This window comes from Subtercola endophyticus, assembly GCF_021044565.1.
In the GTDB taxonomy this organism is placed as follows: Bacteria; Actinomycetota; Actinomycetes; order Actinomycetales; family Microbacteriaceae; genus Subtercola; species Subtercola endophyticus.
Genome location: NZ_CP087997.1, coordinates 3,411,456 through 3,434,347 on the forward strand (window position 1 = coordinate 3,411,456; position 22,892 = coordinate 3,434,347).

The following is a 22,892-nucleotide window of genomic DNA, read 5'->3' on the forward strand; positions in this document are numbered from 1 at the left end:
CACCAGGCTGCCTTGCCCGATCTTTCGGGCGGCTTCGCCATGCCCGAAAACTACTTCATACAACACAAGGAGCCCCCATGCCCATCACCGCCCTCGACGAACGTACCGCCCTCATCGTGATCGACCTGCAGGCCGGAATCGTGAAGATGCCGGTCATCCATCCCATCGACGAGGTCATCGCGCGTTCGGCCGCGCTCGCCACGGAGTTTCGCCGCCGCGGCCTGCCGGTCGTTCTCGTGAGCGTCGACGGCCGGCCCGGTGGGCGCACCGACGTCAACGGCGGCAGCGCGGGCACACCTTCGGCTTTTCCGGCCGATTGGCTTCCGCTTGTCGACGAGCTCGACCCGCAGCCTACGGACATTCGCGTCACGAAGCAGACGGGCAGCGCGTTCGTCAACACGGGCCTCGACGAGAAACTGAAGCAGCTCGGCGTCACCCAGGTGGTCGTCACGGGAGTCTCGACCAGCAACGGGGTCGAATCGACGGCGCTGTACGCGTTCAATCACGGCTACCACGTCACGATCCCGACGGATGCCGTGACCGACGGAAGCGCAGAATCCCACTCCTACTCGGTCGGCACCCGCTTCCCGCGCATCGCCGAAACCGGCACCACCGACGAGGTGCTTGCACTGCTCGCCAGCGCCCGCTCATGAGCTCGCCCGTCGGGCCGTCGGGGCCCGCGGCAGCGAACGACGCCGAGGTGAATGCTCGCCCAGCCTCCGCAGCAGGAGCCCACCCGGAAACTGCGACACCAGACGATCGCGGCGGCGGAGCGGCACCGGATACGCCTACCGTGCCAGGAACCGCCTCGGGGCCCACCCCGGTTGCTGCGCCGCCCACTCCGCCCACCAAGCCCTTCGGCTGGCGCTTCACCGCACCCCTGCTGCTCGGCAGCACCCTCAACCCGATCAACTCGTCGATGCTCGCCACCGGGCTCGTTTCGATCGGCCTCGACTTCCACACCGGCCCCGGCCAGACCGCCACGCTCATCTCGGTGCTCTACCTCTGCAGCGCCATCATGCAGCCCACCATGGGCAAACTCTCGACGCTCTTCGGGCCCCGCCGGGTGTTTCTGGCGGGCATCATCATTCTGTTCGTGGCGGGCGTGATCGGTGCCACGGCGCCCGCGTTCGGCGTTCTCGTGATCTCGCGCGCCCTCATCGGCATCGGCACCTCGGCCGCCTACCCCACCGCCATGGCTCTCGTGCGCCGTCGCGCCGACAGCGTCAACATGGGCGTGCCGACCCGGGTGCTCGGCAACTTCTCGATCGCCGCGCAGATCACCACGGTGTTCGGCCTGCCGCTCGGCGGTGTGCTCGCCGGAACCTTCGGCTGGCGTGCGCTGTTCTTCGTGAACATTCCCCTGGCACTCGTCACGTTCGTGCTCACTCTGGTCGGCGTGGCGAAAGACGAGCGGATGCCGCGCAGCAGCCGAGGCTCGATCCTTCGCGCGGTGGATGTGCCGGGCATCCTGCTGTTCGCCGGTGCAGTCACGAGCGGGCTGCTGTTTCTCGGCAGCCTGGCGTCGCCCACGTGGTGGCTGCTGCCGGTGGTGGTCGTGGTGCTGGCGGCGTTCTTGCTGTGGGAGCGCCGAGCATCCAGCCCTCTGATCGACGTGCGGATGCTCGGGGCCAACCGTCCGCTGCAGAGAACGTATCTGCGGCAGACGCTCGTTTCACTGGGCATCTACTCGACCCTGTACGGCACGAGTCAGTGGATGGAGCAGTCCGCCGGCCTCACTCCCACCGAGGTGGGGCTCGTGCTGCTGCCGCTCTCGGGCTTGAGCATCATCATCGCGCGGGTCGTGTCGCGCCGGGGCTGGGTGCGCTGGCCGCTCATTCTCGCGGGTGTCGCGCTGCTGCTTTCGGCGCTGGTGATGCTGTTCGTCACGGGGTCGTCGGGCATCCTGGTGCTCATCGGCATGTCGCTGCTGCTCGGTTTCGTGAACGGATTCAGCGGATTCGCCAACCAGGCCGCCCTGTACACGCAGGCGCCGGCGGGCGAGATCGCGGTCGCGTCGGGGCTGTACCGCACGTTCGCCTACATCGGAGCGATCTTCTCCTCGAGCCTCATCAGCATCACCTTCGGTGCCGAGGCGACGGATGCCGGGTTGCACGTCTTGGCGTGGGTGCTCGGCGGTATCGGGGCTCTCGTGCTGCTGCTCGCCGTGTTCGACCGCGCCATTCCCGCGGTGGCGGCCAAGTAGCTGCTGCCGCGCCCGCGCTGCTGGTGAGAGAAGCCGGGACGGACGAGAGAAGCCGGTGCAAGGGCTTCTCTCGTCTCGACAGTCTTCTCTCGGTGGCGCTGAGGCCGAGGTGGGCTACTGGCAGGATGGAGGCATGGAGCCTTCGCGCGAGATCTGGGTCGGAACGTACACGACTGATTCGGGGCGTGATGGGGTCGGGATCGGGGCGCTGCGCCTGAGCTCAGGTGGCGCGGTGCGCGCAGATGCAGCCGTGAACGGTGTGCCTGCCACGGTCGCCGGAGATGGCGCCACCGGCTCGGCAGGCGCGACCGTCGAGGTGGGCGGAGATGCCGTGACTGGCGCCGCTGCCTCGCCAGGCGTGATCGCCGCGGTGGCCGGAGATGCCGTCACTGGCATCACCGCCTCGACCGGCGTGACCGCCGAGTGGCTCGGCCGGGCGGTGGAGGCTCCGTCGCCCTCGTTTGTGGCCGTGCATCCATCGCTGCCCATCGTCTACGCGGTCGCCGAGCGCGCCGAAACCGTTGCCGCCTATCGCCGCGTCGATGCGAGCGTGGCCGGTGGCGTCGGCGCCGGTGACACCAGCGCAACCGAGAGCGTCAGAGAACCCACCGGTGTGCCGCAGCTCGAGCCGTTCGGCGAGCCGTGGCCAGCGGGCGCGGCCGTCTGCCACATTTCCGTCGACCCGCAAGGCCGATACGCCGTCGCCTGCTGCTGGGGCGACGGCCAGGTGGTGCTCTACGAGCTCGACTCCGACGGCGCCATCGTCGATCGTTTCGTCGGCACTCCCGCGACCGACCCGCACGCTGAGGCCGCCGCTGCCGAGGCAGATGTGGCCGGGATGCTCGCCCGCACCGGCTTCGCTGCGCGCACCAGTCGCGCGCATTGTTCTCTCGTGCTGCCCGACGGCCGCATCATGACCACCGACCTCGGCTTCGACCTCGTGCGCGTCTGGACGTTCGTTCCCGGCGCCGGCCTCGCCCTCGACCACGAACTCGAGCTGCCGTTCTGGTCGGGCCCGCGGCACCTCGTGGCGCACCCCAACGGATCCGTGCTCATCGTCACCGAGTACTCCGTCGAGGTCGTCGTGCTCACGCCGCAACCCGCCGGCAGCGCGGAGCCCGCGGCCTCGGGCCTGCCCCGGTACACGGTTGCCCAGATCTCACCTGCGACCGCCCGGGGCGCCCGACCACTCGACGGTGGCGCCGAGATCGCCCTCAGCGATGACGCCCGTTTCGTGTACGTGACGGTACGCGGGTCGAACAGCGTCACGACTCTGCGAGTGGATGATCGGGGTCACGTGCATCCGCTCGCCGATCTCTCGACCGGGGGCGACTGGCCCCGTCATCACGTCGTGCTGGGTTCCGCACTGCTCATCGCCCACGAACGCTCGAGCCAGGTCACCCTCTTCGCCCTGGATGCGTCTTCAGGCCTCCCGTCGGGCCCCACCCAGCAACTCGCCGTCGAGGCCCCCACCGCCCTGATTCCCGCCTGACACCCCGCGGAACCTGCTCGCCGGGGCCGGTTGGCTGGGGGTGCTCGACATCGATCCTCGATTGCGCAAACCACCCGCTGGTCGCGCTCGGATCGCTCCGAGCCCGACAGCGGGAGCCGAATGACCGCGAGCCCGGCCTCGTGGGGAGAAGCCGGGCTCGCGGAGTCGGGATGGCGTCGAACGGCGGTGACCGCTGGGTGGTCGCGCCGGTTCTGGCGGAGGGATTTCTGGCGGAAGAGGCTCTGGCGGGGCGCCTTACCTCTACCGGCGGCGGCCGCGTTGCACGGAGCGGCGGTACGCCAGCGCGAGCAGAAGCACGGCGGCTCCGAGCGACGTCGCCGCCGCCCCGATGAGTACCGGGCTCTGCGTGGCGAGGCCCGTGCTCGCGAGCTGTGCGTCGGCGCTCGAAGACCCGCCGGTTCCGCCGCCGCTACCGCCGATGCCCGCGCTGCTTCCGGTTCCGGTTCCGGTTCCGCTGCCGCCCGAGCCCGCCCCACCTGACCCGCCGGTGCCCGGCGTCGGGGTCGGAGTGGCCGTCGGGGGAGCAGTGGGCGGACTCGTCGGAGGCGACGTCGGCGGAACGACAGCCGTCGCCGCCCCGGTCAGAGCTGTCTCGACGATCACGCTCGGCGGCTCGGGATCGTTCGTGGCCTGCGTACCGACGATTCTGAGCACTCCCGACATTGTCTCCTCGCCCGCCGGTGCGTATGTCAGATCGAATGTCGCCGAAGCGCCGGGGATATAGTCGGCTCCTGCATCTCCGAATGACGAGTTTGAGATGGTGACGTCAGGTATCGGCGTGCCCGATGTATTCACGACCGAGATGCCACTGTTCTTGAATCGAAGCGGGATGATGCCGTCGTTGACCAGAGTGATCGTCTGGGTGGTCGATTTGCCGACAGTTACCGACCCGAAGTGCACCGGGGCGCCGACGATTTCGAAGTGCGCAGGGTCGGTCGCGAGCGACTGGCCCTGGAAGCTGAGTACAAGGGAGATCGGCGTATCAGTGTGGTCGGCATCGGTGACCGCGACGGTGATGTCTTGCCGGGAGTTGGTGCCAGCCGAGGGAGCAGTGTACGAGACCGTGAAGCTGGCGACTCCGAGATGATGCACGCGGTCGGTAGAGCTGAACGTGAAGTTGCCGGCCGTGAAAGGAGTGGTGAGCAGCCCCAGCGTCGACGGATCGATTCGAATGTCGTCGTCACCCGTGTTCAGCAGGTCGAAGCGCTGGGTGACCACCGTGCCTTGCTTTACCGCACCGAAGTCGGTGTGGCCCGAAGCGACGGCGATGTCGAATGGGGCCGCCTGAGCGGGCGTTGCGACACCGACGACGGCAGCAGCGATCGCTGTGACACCGAGAAGTACGGCCGCGGGCCGTGCGACGCCGCGCGCCCGCAATACACGAGGGGACGAGCGTCGCCATAGTCGAGAGAGAAGAGCCATGCGATCCGCACTTTCGGTTCGTAAGTTGGTGAGCTTACGTCACGATAGTACAAAGGCGAACTTTACTCAAATAGCTACTTCGCGCGGGGAGGCTCGCCCCCGTCGGAGATGACTTCGGTGTCGCGTTCCGCGATCACGAGCGTGTCTGCGTCGCCAGCCGCAGCCTCCGGAACCACTTCGGCCAGAGCATCCACCCGCCCCTCCGCCGCAACCTCCTCCGCCGCACTCGCAGCCACCGCCTCCGAGGGAGTCAACTTGTCGGCCGGCACCAGCTCATCGACCGGCCGCTGCAGCAACTCCACCAGAATCAGCACGATGACGGCGCCGAAGAGGGTCCAGAAGATGCCCGCGGGCGTGATCGGCCGGTTCAGCAGAATGATGAGCGCCCCGATCACCGCCACCGCGGCCCGGATGACGTAGCGCAGCTTGTAGACCCATTCGCCGAACACGCCCGTCGTGAATCCGCGAGACGCCGCGGCACCACGCAACCACGCGGCGCCCGACGCCGCCAGCGAACGGAGCGCTCGAGGCGCACGATACGGCCCCGCAAGCCAGCCCACGACAGCCACCACCACCGCGAGCACAGCGATTGCCGTCGCACTGCTCGACACCAGCGAGAGAATGTGCGTGTAGAGCGTGTCGGCGACATCGCTCGGTATGTACGTCGGAGACACCGCCCCGATGAAGATGATGTGCCCGATCGCGACCCCCGACGCCGTGGCGATCATCGCCAGAGCGAGCGCCACCGCGGCCCAGATCAGCGCAAGCGACCGCCGCCGCGCCACGAGAACGCCCGCGATCAAGAACAGCAGAGCGATCCACGGCAGCCAGGATCCTACGGCGATCGCCAGGTTGTAACCGAGCTGCGCCTGCACGACCGAATCCGATTGGGCGATCACGATCGTCTGATTGATGTCGGGAATCTGCGCCGCGAACGTCACCCCGCGATCGACGAGCACCTGTTTCACCTGGGCGATGATCGGCCCGAGGGCGATTCCGACCTGCCCGTTGCCGTCGATGGTGAGCGCCGAATTCGGGTTGTTCTGCATCGCAGAGATGAGCTGATCGTGACTGGTGGTGAGCGCCTGCCGCCACACGTCCGCGAACGCATCCGACTGAACGAACGCACTCACTGCGTTCGTCATGACGCTCCGGATGCCGTTGGCCGCCACTCCCTTGAACGAATCCAGTGCCGTGGTCGCTGCCGGCCCCAGACCGAGGCCTGAGATCGAGTCGAACACGTCAGAGGTGAGCTTGTCGATGTCGATCTTCTGGTCGATCGCTGACACCACCTCGGTGGTCACGTAGGCCTGCACGGCAGGATCCTTGGCGAGCGGAGCGAAGGTATCGACGAACGTCGTGGTGTCGGCGAGCTGCAGCTTGGCCCAGTTCGCCACAATAGCGACGGGCGAGAGCAGCGCGCCGATGAGGATGAGCACGGTCGCGAGCAGGGTCCAGCCGCGACCGCGCGGCTTGCGCACGCGCGGCTCACCAGAGCCGGAACCGCCGCCCCGGGCATCCGGAACCGCCGCCTGCACCGAGGCGACCTGCAACTCGTCGCGCAACGTGGTGTTCTCGTCGCGCAGTTGCTCGACGAGCTGCTCGAGTTGCGCCTTCGTCAGCTGTGCCATGTGTGCCGCCCCGTTCTGCCCCGCACCGCACGACTGCGATCGGCGGCTGCTCACTTGAACAGTATCGCCAAGGCGACGGCGGGCGGGAGAGAAAAGTCACACGTCATCCGAAGCGGATGATCGCCGGCGGCGGCGCCGGGCGAAGTGGATGCTCGGGGTGTGGCCGCGCCGGCGAAGTGGATGCTCGGGGTGTGGCCGCGCCCGGCGAAGCGGATGCCCGCCGCTTACGTCTTACGCGAACTGCGGGTACAGCGCCTCGATCGGTGCGGCGAGCCCGCGCTTCACATCGGTCGAGATCTGGTCGGCCAGCACCTCGAGCTCTCCCGCCTCAAGTCCGTCGTACGCCGCCGAGACGATGTCGGCCGGGTCGCTCTTCGCGGCGTCGATGCCGGCCGTCATGGGGGTGTCGGCGTAGCCGAGGTGCAGCCCGGTGACCTGCGTGCCCTGCGGCGCGAGCTCGATGCGCAGCGAGTTCGTCGCCGACCAGAACGCCGCCTTCGAGGCGCTGTAGGCGCCGGCCAGGCCGATCCAGCTGAGCACGGAGTGCACGTCGACGAACGCCCCGCCGCCGTTGGCGCCGACCACAGGAGCGAACCCGCGCGCGACGTTCAGCGCGCCGAAGAAGTTGGTCTCCATGATGCGCCGGATCTCGCTCATCTCGCCCGTGGCGATGGGCGCGTTGCCCGAGACGCCGGCGTTGTTGATGACGATCGTGGTGTCAGCGGCCGCGGCTGCTGCGGCGGCGACGGATGCCTCGTCGGTCACATCGAGCGCCAGCGCAACGACGCGCTCGTCACCCCAGTCGCGCGGCGAACGGGCGGTGGCATACACCTTGACCGCTCCGCGGGCGAGGGCCTGGGTGACGAACTGGATGCCCAGGCCTCCGTTCGCTCCGGTGACGAGAACGGTTGCGCCTGCGAGTGATGTCATTGGTTGCTCCTGAGTCGTGGGGTGAGGATGTTGCTCACACTCGACAACCGTTCCACCTGACTTGGATATTCCCACTCAGGCGGAATTCTGCCTCAGGGGCAATAAAGCTGTGTGCGCACGCCCGAACGGTCGACGTCGTGCAGCGACATCGGCTGCCCGCAGAGCGGACACGCCCCGGCTTGGGCCCGGCGCGCCTTCGACTCGGCGGACTCGGTGTCGATCGGCCCGAGGGGCGGCGGGCCGAGGTAGGGAAAGAGGCGTTTGTTGAGCCAGTTGCCGACACCCCCGGCCTCTCGTATGGTGACCTTATGCGTTTTGTTCGTGCCCATATGATTAGTGTACTAACTAAATGCTTCGACCAGAAGGGTTTGAACAAATGACCGACGCCCAGGCGGCAGCGAACGATGCGACGGCAGCGAACGATGCGACGGCGCCTGCCCCCGTGGCCGCCGAGCCGAACATCCTCGCGCTCGAGAACCAGGTGTGCTTCGCGCTGGCCATCGCCGCTCGCAACGTGATCTCGCTGTACCGTCCGCTGCTCGAGCCGCTCGGGCTGACGCATCCGCAGTACCTCGTGATGCTCGCGCTCTGGCAGCAGAGCCCGCGCTCGGTGCGCAACCTCGCCACGGCGCTAAGTCTCGAGCCGGCGACGCTGTCGCCGCTGCTCAAGCGGCTCGAGGTTGCCGGTTACGTGACTCGTGAGCGCAGCTCGTCAGACGAGCGGATGCTCGACCTCACCCTCACGCCCGCCGGAGCCGCCCTGCGCGACACCGCGCTCACCATTCCGCCGCGCGTGGCCTCGGCGCTGAACATGAGCGTGCCCGACCTCGAGCACCTGCGCACCGTGCTGCACGGCGTGATCGCCGCGACATCCTCGCCCCTGTAGCCCGCCCCGCTGCCTCCTCCGCCTGACGCTGCCCCTCCGCCTGCGCAACTCTCCCGGGTTGCATTTTGCGCAGAAGCACCCATGGGCGGCGTCTTAGGTGCTTCTGCGCAAACCCGATAACGATCCAGGCCGGTTGATGGGCGCGGGTTGACTGGCGGGTCGGGGAGCGAGTATATTCAACTCAGCGGTATAGAACTAAGTAGTTGAATACGGAGGGAGCCGAACATGCCGACCGACCAGTTGAGCCGCACGTTCGCGGCTCTCGCCGACCCCACTCGGCGCGCCATGCTGTCACGCCTCACTCGGGGCGAGGCGACCGTGGGTCAGCTCGCAGAACCGTTCGACCTCACGTTCGCCGCCGTCTCGAAGCACCTACGCGTTCTCGAGCACGCCGGGCTCGTCAGTCGCGGCCGCGATGCGCAGTACCGTCCGGCACAACTGGATGCTCGTCCGCTCGCCGCCGCATCCGGCTGGATCGGCGACTACGCCCAGTTCTGGCACGACAGCTTCGACACCCTGGGCGACTACCTCGGCCGCCTGCAAGGCTCCCCTGCTCCGGGCGAGGCGCCCGCCGCGCACGCCGTTCCGGCAGCGCTGGTCCCAGCTGCGCCAGCTGCGCCAGCTGTCCGAGCTGCGCCGACCTCCGCGCCCGCCCTTCTCGCTCCCGCCGCGCCAGCCCCGCCCCCCGCCGCGCCAACCACTTCCGCCACCCCGACCGCGCCAACCACCCCAGCCACCCGCGCCACCCGCGCCACCCCCGCCACCCCTTCGACCACCCCCACCAGCCGCACCCACCCCAGAGGAGACCACTCATGACCGCCGGAATCACCATCACCCGCACCTTCGCCGCTCCGCGCGACCTCGTCTACGCCATGTGGACCACCCCCGAGCACTTCTCCGTGTGGTTCGGCACCGATGCCGTGGAGATCCCGCTCGACTCCGTGGCCATGAACGTCGAGGTGGGCGGCGACTGGAAGGCCACCATGCACCTGCCCGACGGAAACCAGATCAACTGGGTCGGAGAGTACCTCGAGGTCGATCCGCCCGCGCGCCTCGCCTTCACCATGACCGACGACCCGTCGAACCCGGCCCGTGAGCCCGTCACTGTGACCCTCGTGGAGGTCGACGGCGGCACCGAGATGACCATGACGCAGAGCGGCGGCAACATCACCGAAGAGCAGTACGCCCAGACCATCGTGGGCTACAACGCCTTCTTCGACGTCATGCAAAAGCTGCTCGCTGCGCAGGTTTAGGTCTGGCGGGCGCAGGTGATGCAGAGCTCGGCTGCGGGCAGGGCATCCAATCTGTCGGGGGCGATCGGCTGACCGCACCGGATGCACGTGCCGAACGTTCCCGCAGCGACGCGCTCGAGGGCGCCCTCCACGGATGCCGCACGAGCCTCCAGCTCGGTGCTCAGCCCGCTGATTCGCGACCACTCCGATGACAGCGTCGGACCCTCCGGGTCGTGCTCGTCGTCGGCATCCGACCCGCTTCGGGCTGCGCGCACGTCGTCGAGCGACCCGGCCATTCGCGCTGCCGCAGCCGTGATCTCGGTGCGCTGCCGGTGTAGTGCTCGTTCGAGTGCGGCGAGCTGGGCATCCGTGAGTCGTTCGGCCATGACCCCGGTAATGCTACGCCCGTGCCCCGTGCCCCGTGCCCCGTGCCCCGTGCCCCGTGCCCCGCCCGCCGCCACCGACGCGCTGGCATGGAGCGAGCGCCTGTTCAAGGCGCCCGCCGCCACCGCCTACGAGGCGGCCGCAGCCGCCTGCAGCTCGGGGATGAGCTTCTCGAGGTACGCCGCCGTGTCGTGCCAGCCTTCGACCGCGACGCACTCCACGCCCAGCACCTTGACCGGATAGTCGTTGCCGTCGGGGTCGAGTCGATCGCCCACGAAGATCATGTCGTCGAGTGAAATGCCGGTCAGGTCGGCCAGCTTCTTCATGCCGTAGGCCTTGTCGATGCCCTGCCGAGTGATGTCGACCGACGTCGACCCGCCCGAGCGCACCTCGAGGTCGGGCAGCTCGGCCTGAGCCGCCTCGCGCAGGGTGTTCTTCTTGACCCCGGTCGGATCCCACGCCGTCTTATCGGCCACCGGCGCCTGCTGGCCGAGGGCCGAGAACGTGATCTGCGAGCCGCGGTCTTCGAGGATCGGGCCCCAGGTCTTGGTCTCCCAGTAGCCGAGCTCGCGGGCGACGCGCTCGACCACCTCGAGGGCGCGAGACTTTTCGTCGTCGGTGAGGTTCTGGGCGTAGATCTGATTCCACGCGCCGTCTTCGTAGCGGTAGTACTGAGTGCCGCACGTCGGCATGAGATGCAGTCGCTCGAGGGCTTCGTCGCTGGCGCCTTGCAGGTTGTCGATGACCTGCATTTCGAACTGGGCGATCTGGCCGCCTGAGATCACGCACACCTCGACGACGCCGAGCAGTCGTACGAGGATTTCGGCCATTGCGGGGTCGAGTGGCGATTTCGACGGAGCGAGGGTGTCATCGAGGTCGAAGGCAACCAGCCGGGGGAGGGTCGTCACGAATGTGTCCTGTCGTGTTCATTCTGGCGCCGCTCATCTTCGCGGCGCGGTCGTCGCGGTTTCGTACCAGGGTATTCGACCTCGCCCTCCAGCGCGATTCGACGGGCGGGGCGGGGGTCAGGCCTGCACGAGATCGTCGACGAGCAGGGCACGTACCGTGCCGACCGCCGCCAACGCTGCGGCCGTTCCTCTCGGCGCCGCCTCGCCCGAGACGGGATCGGCACGCGGAGTGCTGGCGAGGGCCCGGCGCGCCTCGCCCACCGCGCGGGCGAGCGCTCTGAGCCGGGCTCGGGCGACCGGATGCCCGCCCTCCGCCATGAGCGCAACGAAGCCCGATACCAGCGGCTCCAGCCCCGCCACCGCGTCGATGAGGTCCGCCTGGTGCGTGCCGTGCGTAACCCGCGAGCTGCGAGGGCTCACACCGATGCCGCCGCCGGTTCCCTCGACGGTGCCGCCAACAAGGCCCATGCCCCCGCCGCCCTCGGAACCCCGCCGCCTGCCGGGCAGGCCCGCAACGAACCGCCGGTGCACGCGCACGACGCGGGCGACCTGCTCCAGGCGCTCGAGTTCGGCCGAGAAACGCTCCAGCGCGGCGGAGCGTTCCGCGGGTTCGCTGCGCGGGTGAACGACCGTCGAGAGTTCGGAGAGGGCATCCGCGAGCCGTCGCCTGACGACGGCCTCCGTGCGAACGGGCAGCACGAACCACGACGCGAGCACCCCGCAGAGGGCGCCCACGACGATGGCCACCACGCGCTCGCCGAGCGTCACCCCGGTCGTGAGCGCCGTGACGCCCGCCGTGACGCCCGCTGCGGCGCCGGTCGCCCCCTGCACCAGTGTCAGGATCACCGTGACCGCCGCCGCCCAGAACGCGTAGTTCACGTCGCGCAGCCACAGTCCGAAAAAGAGCATCGTGAAGACCGCGAGCGTGATCAGGGTGCCGTCGGCGTGGCTGAAATCGGTGTTCGAGGCCGTGATGCTCTCGGTCAGCGCGACGGCAGCTACGGTTCCGGCGATCGCTCCGGCGACCCGCAGGATGCTCTTGTACACAACATCGCCGCGCCCGCGATTGCCCGCGCACACGATGAACGCCGTGAGCACCACCCACCCCCAGTGATCGGGAAACACCAGAATCCCCACCACGAACGCCGCCGTGAGCGCGACCGCTAGTTGCACGGCCATGCGTGTGCTCGCAGGCATCCTGTTGCTCGCGGGCGTGCTGTTGCTCGCCGGCGTGCGCCGGGGTTCGGATGCCCGGCCGCCGCCCCCAGCGCCCGGCGCCGTCGAGCGGCCCGCGCCGGCTGCCGCGTTCGTCGAGCGCCCACCGCCCTCGGCCGCCGCGGGAGTGGCCCGGGGTGTCGTGCGCGCGTCGCGTGGCTCGGGGCTGGTCGTCGCTGCTCCGGAGCCTGCCGCCGCGTCCTCGCCCACGCCGCGCGCAGCGGGGTCGGTGTCCTCCGCGTCGGATACACCCTCCCGGCCTCCGCCCGCGCCGCGCTGCGCGGCCGCATCGAGCACGTCGTCGGGCATACCGTCGGCACGGGCATCCAGCCGCACCGCGGCATCGGCGTCGGGCCGGGGCAGCAGGCCGGTGAGCCGCGCCAGCGCTTGAGCGATCTCCACCCAGCCCACCGCGACGACCGCCGCCACGACTCCGGCGGCCAGCGCCAGCCACGGAGACAGCGTGCTCGGAAGCCGCACCGGCACCACAAGCACCGCCATCAGCGGCAACGACACGACCGATCCGAGGCGAGATGCGACGGGCCCGTACCGCCGCACCCACACGGACAGCGACAGCACCACCACAAAGACGGCGGCCCCGACCGGAAACGCCGAGCGAAAGAGCCACGCCACCCCCGTCGCGGCGACCGAGATGAGCGGGATGCTCGCGAACCGCAGCACGCGCACACGCCGGCGCGCCTGCGCGGAGAGGCCCCGGGCGGGCCTGCTGTCGCTGCGAGAGAAGGTGATGGCGAGCACCGCGGCGAGCACGGCGGGCGTGACGCCGATGCCGAGCGGGATCCCGCCGACCCAGAGCGTGAGGAAACTCGCCACAACGGCCGCCATCGTCACCGCGGCCCGGCGCAACAGCAGCAGCCGCGGATCGAACGACATTCGGCTCCGCACCCCGCTCACGACGGGAATCTTACGCCGCTACCCGCCTGCGGGTACTGCACGTGTTCGGCTCAGGCCGCATTCCCCGCCCCCGCCCCCGCGCCCGCGCCCGCCCCGCCACCTACCGCCCTACCGCCATCGAGCGTTTTCTCGATGCAAGAGCCGCCCGGGTGCCGTCTCGCGCACTTTGGAGCACACCGCGCGCACTTCGGATCAACCGCGCGCGCTCGAGCAGGCGCGCATGCGCCGAACTGCGCGCACCCCTCTCGCTCACGGATTCGGCCGACCCTCTTCCGACCCTCTTCCGACCTGCTGCCGGGCGGACCCCCTGCCGAGCCGTGTACTCAGTCGCCCGCTTCCGGGCCGACTACCGAGCCGCGCACAGGGCTGAACCGCTACCGAACCGCTACCGAACCGCTACCGGGCCGAGCCACCACCGGGCCGGTACCGGGCCGAGACGCCTGCGGGGCCGACCCGCTACGACCCGCGCCCGGGGTCGATCGCTACCGAACCGAGTTCGGGCTGACCAGCTACCGGGCCGCGCAAGAGGCCGACCCGCTCAATCGGCGAGTAGCACGAACGGAACGCGACCCGACGCGACCCCGTTCACCTGAACCTCGAGGGCGTGCTCGCCGGGGTGGTACACGCGCGTGGTGATGCGTCTGAACGAGTGGCGGCGCGCATAGCTGACCCGCTCGCCGGGGGCGAGCGTGGTGGTGGCGAGCTTGAAGACCTTTGCGGTCTGGGTTCCGTTGGCCTTGCGGTGCTGCACGATGTAGTCGATCACCAGGGTCGCGGGCGTGGCCGTGGTGTTCTCGAGGGTGACCGAGAACGGCAGCTCGCCCCCGATGGCGACCTCGGCGACGCCAACCCGCGCGGGCTCAGCGGTGCCGCCACCCGCGATGTCGTGTGATGCCCCTTCCGCTGCGGTCCGACTCGCTGCGGCCCGACTCGCCACCGCTCCTCCCGCCGCGCCGCCATCCGCACCCGCGCCGTCGATGCCCGCGCCGGCACCTGCGCCGTCGACCACCGCGCCGGCACCTGCGCCGTCGACCACCGCGCCGGCACCTGCGCCGTCGACCACCACGCCGAGCACCGGCCCCACCACCGTGACACCGTGCTGTGGATCGAAACCGAACAGGGCGAGCGTCGGCCCGTGCCCCTTCTTCACGAGGGAACGCAGCCCGTGCCGAACCACCCGGGCCGTGTTCTCGTCGGGAGCGAGCATCCACTCGGCCGCGACCTGCGCCGCAAGGTCGGGGCTCTGCCGGCTGAGATCGTTGAGGTGGTTGGCGACCGAGCGGCGCACGTAGTCGCTCTCATCGCGGTACATGGCAGAAATGATCGGCACGGTCGCGTATGGGTCGGCGAGCAACGCGGGCACCCTCTTCGCCCACGGCAGGAACGACCGCGTACCTTCGCTGGCCAGCCGCCGCACGTGCGGGTCGGGGCTCGTCACCCAGCTCTGGATGATCGGCAGCGCCCGCGCCAGATCGGCCTGCAGCAGCGGGCGAATCGCGAACTCCGCCGTGAGCCGAGGTGTCAGCGCCGCCAGCAGCTCGAGCGCCGCGTCGAAGTCGCGGTCGGCGGCCAGCGGCGACCCGTCGCCCGCCGTGGAGCCCTTGGCGTCGATGCGTGCCGCGCGGATTGGCCCGGCGACGGCCGCGTTACCCGTGGAGCCCTGGTTGCCGGTGCGTGCCGCGCGGATTGGCCCGGCGACGGCCGCGTTACCCGTGGAGCCCTGGTTGCCGGTGCGTGCTGCGCGCGAAGGCCCATGACCGGCCGCGCCGGGGGCCCCGCTCGCGGCAGGCGCCCGGCTTTCGAGCGTGCGGGCGGTCACGGCCTCGGTGATGGGCCAGATCATCCACCCCGTGAATCGCGCGTCACCCATCGCCCCGCGCACCACGGCGTCGAACTCGGCCGCCGACCCCGGAACGTCGGCGAGCAGCGCGTCTTTCAGCAGGTCGCTGCGCTCGCGCAGGGCGAGCGGGGTCGGCGCATCGGCCGCGAGTGCCGGGCGGCATGACTCCAACGCGGCGAATGGATGCCCGGGGCGAACCCCGTCGAGCACGTCGATGAGTCGCGAGAGCACGTCGGGCCCGAGGAGTTCGTCAGCGGTTGGCACCCACCCATCCTGCCGCGCACCCCCGACACTCGCTCGCGGAACGCGCCCGTTCGCTCCTCAGCCCTCGCGCGCAAGGACTCGCCGAGGGAGAACGGTCGGAGCTCAGCGAAGCTGTCGACGTATTGCGCGCATACTGGCTCAGCTCCGACGGAGGCGACGGGCGGGGGCGGCCCCCGCCCCGCCCCCGCGCTCCCGGCGACCACACGACGACCCCGCCGCGCCGCGCGCAGCCCTCGCGCGCAAGGACTCGCCGAGGGAGAACGGTCGGAGCTCAGCCAAGCAGTCGACGTATTGCGCGCATACTGGCTCAGCTCCGACGGAGGCGACGGGCGACGGGCGGCACCCGCCCCCCCGCGCTCCCGGGATCGCGGAGACCACACGACGACCCCGTCGCGCCGTCGCACCGTCGCACCGTCGCGCGCCGCTACCGCCGCTACCGCCGCACCACCGTGCAAGCCCCGCACCGACGCGCGCGCCGCTACCGCCGCCGCACCCGCGCCAGGATCGGCCCGACCGCGTCGCTGAGCTCCGACGACCGCAGCACTCGCAACGCCACCGCGTAAACCGCCGCCATCACGGCCCCGATGACCACCATCGCCACGATCGCCTGAATGCGCCCTGACAGCGCGAACCCGGTGTCGGATGCCCCACCAAACAGCACGAACACCACGACACCGGCGGCCGACGCCGGAACAGCTGCCAGGGCATCCTTCGCGAAGCTCACAATCGTGCGGCGAGCGTTGCCCGAAAGCTTTCGCCTGATCAGCACTGCGATCAGAATCGTCTGCAGAATGCCCGCCAGCGAGAGCATCAGCGCCACACCCACGCCACGCCACTCGACGGGTACGACGAACAGCACCACCAGAGCGCCCGCACTGAACACGATGCCCTGAAACAGCGTCGTGAAGAACGGCGTGCGCGTGTCGCCCAGCGCGAAGAACGCGCGCTGCAGCACGAACAGTATCGAGAACGCCGGCAGCCCGATCACGAACGCGATGAGTACATCGCCGATGGCCGCCGCCCCCGCCGTCGAATCGATGATGACGCGCCCGAACGGGTACGCCACCACCACCAGCACAATCGCCGCGAGAACCATCATCACGGTGATCTGCCGGATGCTCGCCGACACATCAGCCCGCACCTTCGCCAGGTCGCCCCCGGCCGCGTTCTCGCTCATCCGCGTGAAGTACGCGGTCGCGATCGACACCGCGATCACCGAGTGCGGCAGCATGAAGATCAACCACGCATTTCCCAGCACGGCGACGGATGCATCGGAGTCGGTCGATGCCGTAGCGACAACGTTCGTCTCCACGAACCCGGCCGCGGTAGTCACCAGGATCATTCCGAACGACCACCCCGCGATGCGGCCGGTCGCCCCGAGGTTGACGCCCCGCCAGCGGAAGTCCGGCCGATACGTCAGCCCGACCCGACGCCAGAATGCGAACAGAATGAGGCCCTGCAGGGCGATTCCGAGCGTTGCGGTTCCGGCGAGCAGGGCGATCGACGAAGGCGTCCACCAGCTGATCGACCGGAGCCCGTTCGGGTCGGCGCCGTAAACGCCGATGAACACGATCAGGCCGGTCAGGGCCACGATGTTGTTCAAGATCGGCGCCAGCGTGAACGGGCCGAACGAATTACGCGCGTTCAGCACCTCGCCGAGGATCGTGTAGACGCCGTAGAAGAAGATCTGCGGCAGACACCAATACGCGAACGCCGTTGCCAACGCGGCCTGGTCTGCAGGAAGTGCGTGAGCCGTGATCGAGACGAGGAACGGTGCCAGAATCGTAGCGATGACCGTGGTCACGGCCAGCAGCAGCAGCGAGATCGTGACGAGCTTGTTGATGTAGCCGCGCCCGCCGTCGGCGTGCAGAGCGCTGCGCACGATCTGCGGCACGAGTACCGCGCTGAGCGCACCGCCCGCCACGATGACATAGATCGTGTTCGGCAGCTGATTGCCGATGGCGAACATGTTGCCCGAAATGAACACGCCGATCGCCTGCGCCAGCACGATCGCTTTCAAGAAGCCCAGGATGCGCGAGGCGACGGTTCCCGACGCGAGCAGTGTGCTCGACCGCGCTATGCTCCGCTCAGCCATCGCGTCCGTCTCGCTCGTCGCCCGCGGCGGAGTCGTTGCCGTCGTTCCCAGCGTCGTCCGCGACATCCGTGCCACCGCCGGTGGCCGCTGTGTCGGCTGTGGCGCCGGTCGCCGCGGCCTCAGCATCGCCACCCGCGCCACCCGCGCTACCCTCCGCCGCCGCAGCCCGCCGCGCCCGCAGCCGCTTCCGCACCTGCCGCACGACGCCGAACGCCAGCAGCAGCACCGCGAGAATGCCGATCACGAGGGTGCCGATGCCCTCCCAATCGGCGCTCACGTTGATCTGCAGCGGCTCGGCCTGGCTCACCAGCACGCCGTTCTTGTTGTACAGCTGCAGCCCCAGCTCGACCTGACCCGTCGCGACAGCGGCCTTCACCGGAACCTTCGCCGTCTTCTGCGAGTGCGCCTCGATGGTCACGTCGATGCTGCTCGGCTCCACCACGAGCCGCCCGTTCGAGGCCGTCACGTTCAGCGTCACCGTGACGGCCTGGTCGAGGTCGTTACTGATCGGCACCGGAACATCGCCGTTCGTCGCCAACAGATTCACCGTGCTGCCGTCGACGATCTGAACCGACGTCAGGGTCGTGCTCGCCGCCTTGTCGTAGCCCGCGATCGCTGCCGCCGCTTTGTCGCTGTCGTCGAGCCACGATTGCGCGAGCACCGTCAGAAGGCTCGCCCGCTGCTTGCCCGTAATCAGCTCGGGCTCGTCGATCACCGGCGCGAAGTCGCTCACCTGGTGCTCGGCCGTGAGCATCGACGAGACCGCGGCGACCCGATCGGGCGACTCCGGGCTGTCGACCAGCGTCACGCCGGCCGTCTGCGGCGCCGTCAGAACATCGGCGAGCGGAACCTCCGCCGCCCACGGCAGCGTCTCGACCGTATCGAGCGTGTGGGTGACGGCGAAGGTCGATGAGGGGGCCGATCGTCCGAGGCTCGCAACGAGCGCCGGGGCAGTGCCGCCGGCCTGTGCGGTGATGATGGCGAGCTCGGCCGAGACCTCTGCCAGGGCAGCGTCACGAGGAGCCTGGGTCGGCGCGCCCACGGCGTTCTGCAGGGCATCCGTCAGCTGAGCGTCAGCCACGATCACGTTCGACGAACCGATGGTGGTCGGCGCATTCGGCGTCGCGCCCGCCTCTGGCGTGCTCACGTTCGTCGAGCTCAGGATGCTCGTGCCGAGCCCGCTGGCGGCGAAGTACTCGAGGTCGCCGGTGCTCACCGTGCCCGAGGCGGGCCAGGCGATGTCGGTGCGGGTGTAGTTCCACGCGGTGAGGTCGGCGAAGGTCGGCAGCGCTCCCGCCGCGGGGGAGGAGGTGGAGGTGGGGGCGGGGGTGGCCGCGCCCGGGGCGCTCGCCGCGCCCGTCGAACCGGCGGAGCCGGCCGCGCCCGTCGAACCCGCCGCGCCGGCCGCCGGAGCGAGCGGATCGATCGAGCTCACCTGCCCCGGCAGTGCGAACGGATCGGGCGACGGCAGCGTCTGAAAATTCGTCTGACTCAGCGCATAGTCGAACGAGGTCGGTGCGAGCAGCGCCGGCGCCCCGGCTGCCCGCTGCACCGCGAGATCGGCATCGGCGTAGGCGAGCTCGAAGGTCGGATTCGCCGCCGCCGCCAGCTTCGCCAGCCAGTTCAACGCCGACTGGGGGGCGGCGGTGCCGAGCACCCTGATCGAGACGATCACCAGGGGGTCGATGGCGAGCGTGACCGGTCGACCGATGACCCCGTCGAGCTTCGTGGTGAGCACTCCGCCGGGTGCGGTGTCGGCGGCGAGCTGCGTCGCCGTGAGCAGCCCGGAGCTCGACGGCGGCACCGTCAGCGGCATGATCAGTCCGATCGTGGCCCCCGTTGCCGGAGCACCCACCGACCACGTGACGACGCTGGTGCTCCACACGCCGCTCGCCAGCGTGTCGGCCCCCAGGGCCAATCCGGTGCCGGTTGCGGTAGCCGAAGCGAGCGCCTCGATTCCGTATGCGCCCCAGGCGCCGAGCGCCAGCTGGGCGGCGGGAATGGATGCTCGCAGCGTCGCTGTCGTTCCGGGCGCGATCCCGGGGCTGACCACGTCGACGGCCACGGTGTTGGCGCCCTGCACGGGCGCGGGCTGGGCGGACGCCGTGGATGCCGCCGAACCCGTCTCGCCCGACGTCGCGGCCGGCGACGGGGTACTGGTCGCCGCGTCTTGCGCACCTTCGGCCGTCGTCGTGGCCGCGTCGCCCTCAGCCGTCGAGCTCGCCCCGAGCCACGTCGACAATTCGGCGCGCGTCGACAGCTGTGTGCGATCGAGCCACACGTGCACGATCGTGGCGGGCACCACCTCGGCGGTGTTGTTGCTCAGTGTGACCGTCAGTCCGAGGTCTTGGCCGGCCGCGAGCGTACCTCCGTTATCGGGAGCGAGCGCAAGCGTGAGCGCCCCCGGCGTGGCCGCTTCGGTGCTGCCGGGCGTCGGCGTGGGGGTCGTATCGGCGTTCGCCGCGAGCGGGGAGCCGAGCATCCCGAGCAGCATCACGATCAGCCCGACGACGGCGATCGACCCCGCCCGCAGCCGTCGCGCTTCGCGCGCTGAGGCACCCGAACGGGCTGCTCTGCGCGACTGAGGTCGGCCGATTCCACCCGCCACGATCGGCCAGAACGGATGTTCGGGGCCGCGGCCGGCGCCCGAAATACCCGACCGCTCCATACCTGCGATTGTAAGGGCTCCCGCCTGTGAAGCCGGATTGCGCTTGCGCCGCGCGCCCGCGTGGTCGGCGGAACGCGGCGACCGCGCTCGTCGCGTTCCGCGTCTGGGCCCACGCCTCCCGGAGGCTCCAAGCGCCGCTCTCGGCGGTTGGAGTGGGGGGTGGGGAGAGCGGCCAATGCGTCGGATCGAGCATCCAGTCGCACAGTGCGCCGCAGCGGCGGCGGCGCACTAATAAACACAGGGCTGCCGTAAAGTAACGGGGTGCGTTCGGTAGTGGAATCAATGAAGGCCCTGGCCGACCTGGCGGCCCAGCCGCCGGTCTCTGCGGTGGCGCGCGCGTTCGCCGCCGCCGGGCACGAGCTCGCCCTCGTCGGTGGACCGGTGCGCGATGCATTTCTCGGCCGGCCGGTGCACGACCTCGACCTCACCACCGACGCCACGCCCGACCAGATTCTGAAGATCATCGCCCCCCTCGCCGATGCCCACTGGGACATCGGCCGGGCCTACGGAACCATCGGCGCGCGCATCGGCGGCGAGACCGTGGAGATCACCACGTACCGTTCCGACGTGTACGACCAGGTCACTCGTAAGCCCTCGGTCGAGTTCGGCACCTCACTCGAGGCCGATCTGCTGCGCCGCGACTTCACCGTGAACGCCCTCGCCCTCAAGCTGCCCGAGCTCGTACTCGTCGACCCCTCGGGCGGCATGGACGATCTGCTCACCGGCACCCTCCGAACCCCGTCTACGCCCGAGGTCTCGTTCGGCGACGACCCCCTGCGCATGCTGCGCGCCGTGCGCTTCACCGCGCAACTCGGCTTCGAGGTCGATGACGAGACCCGGCATGCGCTCACCGACATGGCCGAGCGCATCACCATCATCTCGGCCGAGCGGGTCAACGAAGAGCTGAGCAAGCTGCTGCGCTCGCCGTCGCCCCGCCGCGGCATCGAGCTTCTCGTCGACTCCGGCCTTGCCGAATTCGTGCTGCCCGAGATTCCCGCGCTGCGTCTCGAGACCGACGAGCACCACCACCACAAAGACGTCTACCAGCACAGCCTCACCGTGCTCGAACAGGCCATCGACCTCGAGAACGAGCGGCACCCCGGCGAAGCCCCCGACCTCACCTTGCGTCTCGCCGCGCTGCTGCACGACATCGGAAAACCCGCCACCCGCAAGCTCGAGCCCGGCGGAGTCGTGTCGTTCTACCACCACGATCTCGTCGGAGCGAAGCTCGCCAAGAAGCGCCTGCGCGCCCTCCGCTACGACAACGACACCATCGCCGATGTGTCGCGTCTCATCGAGCTGCACCTGCGCTTCTTCGGCTACACCGACGGCGCCTGGACCGACTCTGCCGTGCGCCGCTACGTTCGCGACGCCGGCCCCCTGCTCGAGCGACTGCACATGCTCGTGCGAGCCGACGTCACCACGCGCAACCGCCGCAAGTCCGATCAGCTGGCGTTCGCATACGACGACCTCGAAGACCGCATCGCCCAGCTCGCCGAGCAAGAAGAACTCGACTCGACCAGACCCGATCTCGACGGCGAACAGATCATGAGCATCCTGAACCTGAAGCCCTCCCGTGAGGTCGGCCAGGCCTACACGTTCCTGCTCGAACTGCGTCTCGAAGAGGGCCCCCTCGGCGAAGAAGAGGCCACCCGCCGCCTCCTCGCGTGGTGGGAATCGCGCTCTTAGGCCGAGTGCTCGGCTATGAAATCCTCGAGTGCAGTGCGCGCCACGTCGTCGGGCAGCTGCACCGCGGGGCTCTTCATGAAGTAGGCCGACGCCGCCTCGAGCGGCCCGCCGAGCCCCGCGGCCCGCGCAATCGCGGCAGCCCGAACCGCGTCGATCACCACTCCGGCCGAGTTCGGCGAATCCCACACCTCGAGCTTGTATTCCAGGCTGATCGGCGCATTGCCGAAGCCGTGGCCCTCGAGCCGCACGAAGGCGAACTTACGGTCATCCAGCCAGGGAACATGGTCGCTCGGGCCGATGTGCACGTCACGCTCGGGCAGGTCGATGTCGATGTTGCTCGTCACCGCCTGCGTCTTCGAGATCTTCTTGGACTGCAGCCGCTTGCGTTCGAGCATGTTCTTGAAGTCCATGTTGCCGCCCACGTTCAGCTGATACGTGTGGTCGATGGTGATTCCGCGACTCTCGAGCAGCCGGGCGAGCACCCGGTGCGTGATGGTGGCGCCCACCTGGCTCTTGATGTCGTCGCCCACGATCGGCAGACCCGCATCGCGGAATCGGGATGCCCAAACAGGGTCGCTCGCAATGAACACGGGCACGGCGTTCACAAACGCGACCCCCGCGTCGATGGCGGCCTGTGCGTAGAACCGCACCGCGTCTTCAGACCCCACCGGCAGGTAGCAGACCAGCACGTCGGCACCGGATGATCGAAGCTCGCCCACCACGTCGACGACGGGCGCCTCCGACTCTTCAACGAGTTCGCGGTAGTACTCGCCGAGCCCATCGAACGTGGGCCCGCGCTGCACGGTGACGCCGGTCGGAGCGACCTCTGCGAACTTCAGGGTGTTGTTCTCGCTCGCCCAGATGGCGTCGGCCAGGTCGGCGCCGACCTTCAGGGCATCAACATCGAAGGCGGCCACGAACTCGAGATCTCCCACGTGGTGCGGGCCGAACTGCACATGCATGAGACCGGGCACGGGATGATCGAGCGGGGCGTCGCGGTAGAACGTCACCCCTTGAATCAGCGAATTCGCGCAGTTCCCGACTCCAGCGATGGCGACTTTGACACTCATCTAAAACACTCTCTCGACTACAAA

At 69.3% G+C, this 22,892-nt stretch carries 18 protein-coding genes; 7 read left to right on the forward strand and 11 right to left on the reverse strand.

Going from position 1 to position 22,892, the window contains the following annotated elements:
• Nucleotides 1-77 precede the first annotated feature (77 nt).
• The 3 genes from LQ955_RS15860 (at nt 78) to LQ955_RS15870 (ending at nt 3,698) form a co-directional block, all read left to right on the forward strand.
• The gene (locus LQ955_RS15860; protein WP_231025455.1) at nt 78-653 is read left to right on the forward strand and encodes an isochorismatase family protein; all 576 of its coding nucleotides are present in this window, start codon (nt 78-80) and stop codon (nt 651-653) included.
• Nucleotides 650-2,206, forward strand: coding sequence for an MFS transporter (locus LQ955_RS15865; RefSeq protein WP_231025456.1), 1,557 nt, complete (start codon nt 650-652; stop codon nt 2,204-2,206). The genes LQ955_RS15860 and LQ955_RS15865 overlap by 4 nt, the downstream gene beginning before the upstream one ends.
• A gap of 133 nt (nt 2,207-2,339) precedes the next feature.
• Complete coding sequence (locus LQ955_RS15870) at nt 2,340-3,698, forward strand: lactonase family protein (RefSeq protein ID WP_231025457.1); 1,359 nt, start codon at nt 2,340-2,342, stop codon at nt 3,696-3,698.
• 261 nt (nt 3,699-3,959) lie between these two features.
• Here the strand turns inward: LQ955_RS15870 and LQ955_RS15875 are convergent, their stop codons facing one another.
• The 4 genes from LQ955_RS15875 to LQ955_RS15890 all read right to left on the reverse strand — a co-directional run bounded on the left by LQ955_RS15875 (nt 3,960) and on the right by LQ955_RS15890 (nt 8,031).
• A complete protein-coding gene (locus LQ955_RS15875; RefSeq protein WP_231025458.1) occupies nt 3,960-5,141 on the reverse strand; it encodes a choice-of-anchor D domain-containing protein in 1,182 nt (393 codons plus the stop codon).
• A gap of 74 nt (nt 5,142-5,215) precedes the next feature.
• A complete protein-coding gene (locus LQ955_RS15880) occupies nt 5,216-6,826 on the reverse strand; it encodes a hypothetical protein (protein WP_231025459.1) in 1,611 nt (536 codons plus the stop codon).
• 177 nt (nt 6,827-7,003) lie between these two features.
• Complete coding sequence (locus tag LQ955_RS15885) at nt 7,004-7,702, reverse strand: SDR family oxidoreductase (protein WP_231025460.1); 699 nt, start codon at nt 7,700-7,702, stop codon at nt 7,004-7,006.
• Nucleotides 7,703-7,794: 92 nt separating this feature from the next.
• Nucleotides 7,795-8,031: a hypothetical protein gene (locus LQ955_RS15890; protein WP_231025461.1), complete on the reverse strand. Its 237-nt coding sequence runs from the start codon at nt 8,029-8,031 to the stop codon at nt 7,795-7,797.
• Between the two features lie 47 nt (nt 8,032-8,078).
• Between LQ955_RS15890 and LQ955_RS15895 the strand changes: the two genes are divergently transcribed.
• The 3 genes from LQ955_RS15895 to LQ955_RS15905 all read left to right on the forward strand — a co-directional run bounded on the left by LQ955_RS15895 (nt 8,079) and on the right by LQ955_RS15905 (nt 9,841).
• The gene (locus LQ955_RS15895; protein WP_231025462.1) at nt 8,079-8,588 is read left to right on the forward strand and encodes a MarR family winged helix-turn-helix transcriptional regulator; all 510 of its coding nucleotides are present in this window, start codon (nt 8,079-8,081) and stop codon (nt 8,586-8,588) included.
• A 225-nt stretch (nt 8,589-8,813) separates the two neighbouring features.
• The gene (locus tag LQ955_RS20265) at nt 8,814-9,404 is read left to right on the forward strand and encodes an ArsR/SmtB family transcription factor (protein ID WP_390623393.1); all 591 of its coding nucleotides are present in this window, start codon (nt 8,814-8,816) and stop codon (nt 9,402-9,404) included.
• The gene (locus LQ955_RS15905) at nt 9,401-9,841 is read left to right on the forward strand and encodes an SRPBCC family protein (protein WP_231025463.1); all 441 of its coding nucleotides are present in this window, start codon (nt 9,401-9,403) and stop codon (nt 9,839-9,841) included. Before LQ955_RS20265 ends, LQ955_RS15905 begins: the two co-directional genes overlap by 4 nt.
• On the opposite strand, the gene LQ955_RS15910 is transcribed toward LQ955_RS15905, so the two are convergent.
• The 6 genes from LQ955_RS15910 to LQ955_RS15935 form a co-directional block, all read right to left on the reverse strand.
• Nucleotides 9,838-10,206, reverse strand: a complete 369-nt coding sequence (locus LQ955_RS15910) for a TraR/DksA family transcriptional regulator (protein ID WP_231025464.1) — start codon at nt 10,204-10,206, stop codon at nt 9,838-9,840. The two genes, LQ955_RS15905 and LQ955_RS15910, sit on opposite strands and share 4 nt — an antisense overlap.
• 126 nt (nt 10,207-10,332) lie before the next feature.
• Nucleotides 10,333-11,112: an HAD-IIB family hydrolase gene (locus tag LQ955_RS15915; protein ID WP_231025465.1), complete on the reverse strand. Its 780-nt coding sequence runs from the start codon at nt 11,110-11,112 to the stop codon at nt 10,333-10,335.
• A 117-nt stretch (nt 11,113-11,229) separates the two neighbouring features.
• Complete coding sequence (locus LQ955_RS15920) at nt 11,230-13,221, reverse strand: FUSC family protein (protein ID WP_231025466.1); 1,992 nt, start codon at nt 13,219-13,221, stop codon at nt 11,230-11,232.
• Between the two features lie 559 nt (nt 13,222-13,780).
• The gene (locus tag LQ955_RS15925; protein WP_231025467.1) at nt 13,781-15,346 is read right to left on the reverse strand and encodes a hypothetical protein; all 1,566 of its coding nucleotides are present in this window, start codon (nt 15,344-15,346) and stop codon (nt 13,781-13,783) included.
• A gap of 478 nt (nt 15,347-15,824) precedes the next feature.
• Nucleotides 15,825-17,441 carry a murein biosynthesis integral membrane protein MurJ gene (gene murJ / locus LQ955_RS15930; RefSeq protein WP_231025468.1) on the reverse strand — a complete coding sequence of 539 codons (1,617 nt, stop codon included), beginning with the start codon at nt 17,439-17,441 and terminating at the stop codon, nt 15,825-15,827.
• Nucleotides 17,434-20,109, reverse strand: coding sequence for a DUF6049 family protein (locus tag LQ955_RS15935; protein ID WP_231025469.1), 2,676 nt, complete (start codon nt 20,107-20,109; stop codon nt 17,434-17,436). Before LQ955_RS15935 ends, murJ begins: the two co-directional genes overlap by 8 nt.
• Nucleotides 20,110-20,370: 261 nt before the next feature.
• Here LQ955_RS15935 and LQ955_RS15940 point away from each other — a divergent pair, with 261 nt between their 5' ends.
• Nucleotides 20,371-21,798, forward strand: a complete 1,428-nt coding sequence (locus tag LQ955_RS15940) for a CCA tRNA nucleotidyltransferase (protein WP_231025470.1) — start codon at nt 20,371-20,373, stop codon at nt 21,796-21,798.
• Here LQ955_RS15940 and LQ955_RS15945 read toward each other — a convergent pair.
• Nucleotides 21,795-22,868, reverse strand: coding sequence for an inositol-3-phosphate synthase (locus LQ955_RS15945; RefSeq protein ID WP_231025471.1), 1,074 nt, complete (start codon nt 22,866-22,868; stop codon nt 21,795-21,797). The genes LQ955_RS15940 and LQ955_RS15945 overlap by 4 nt on opposite strands.
• Between the last annotated feature and the right edge of the window lie 24 nt (nt 22,869-22,892).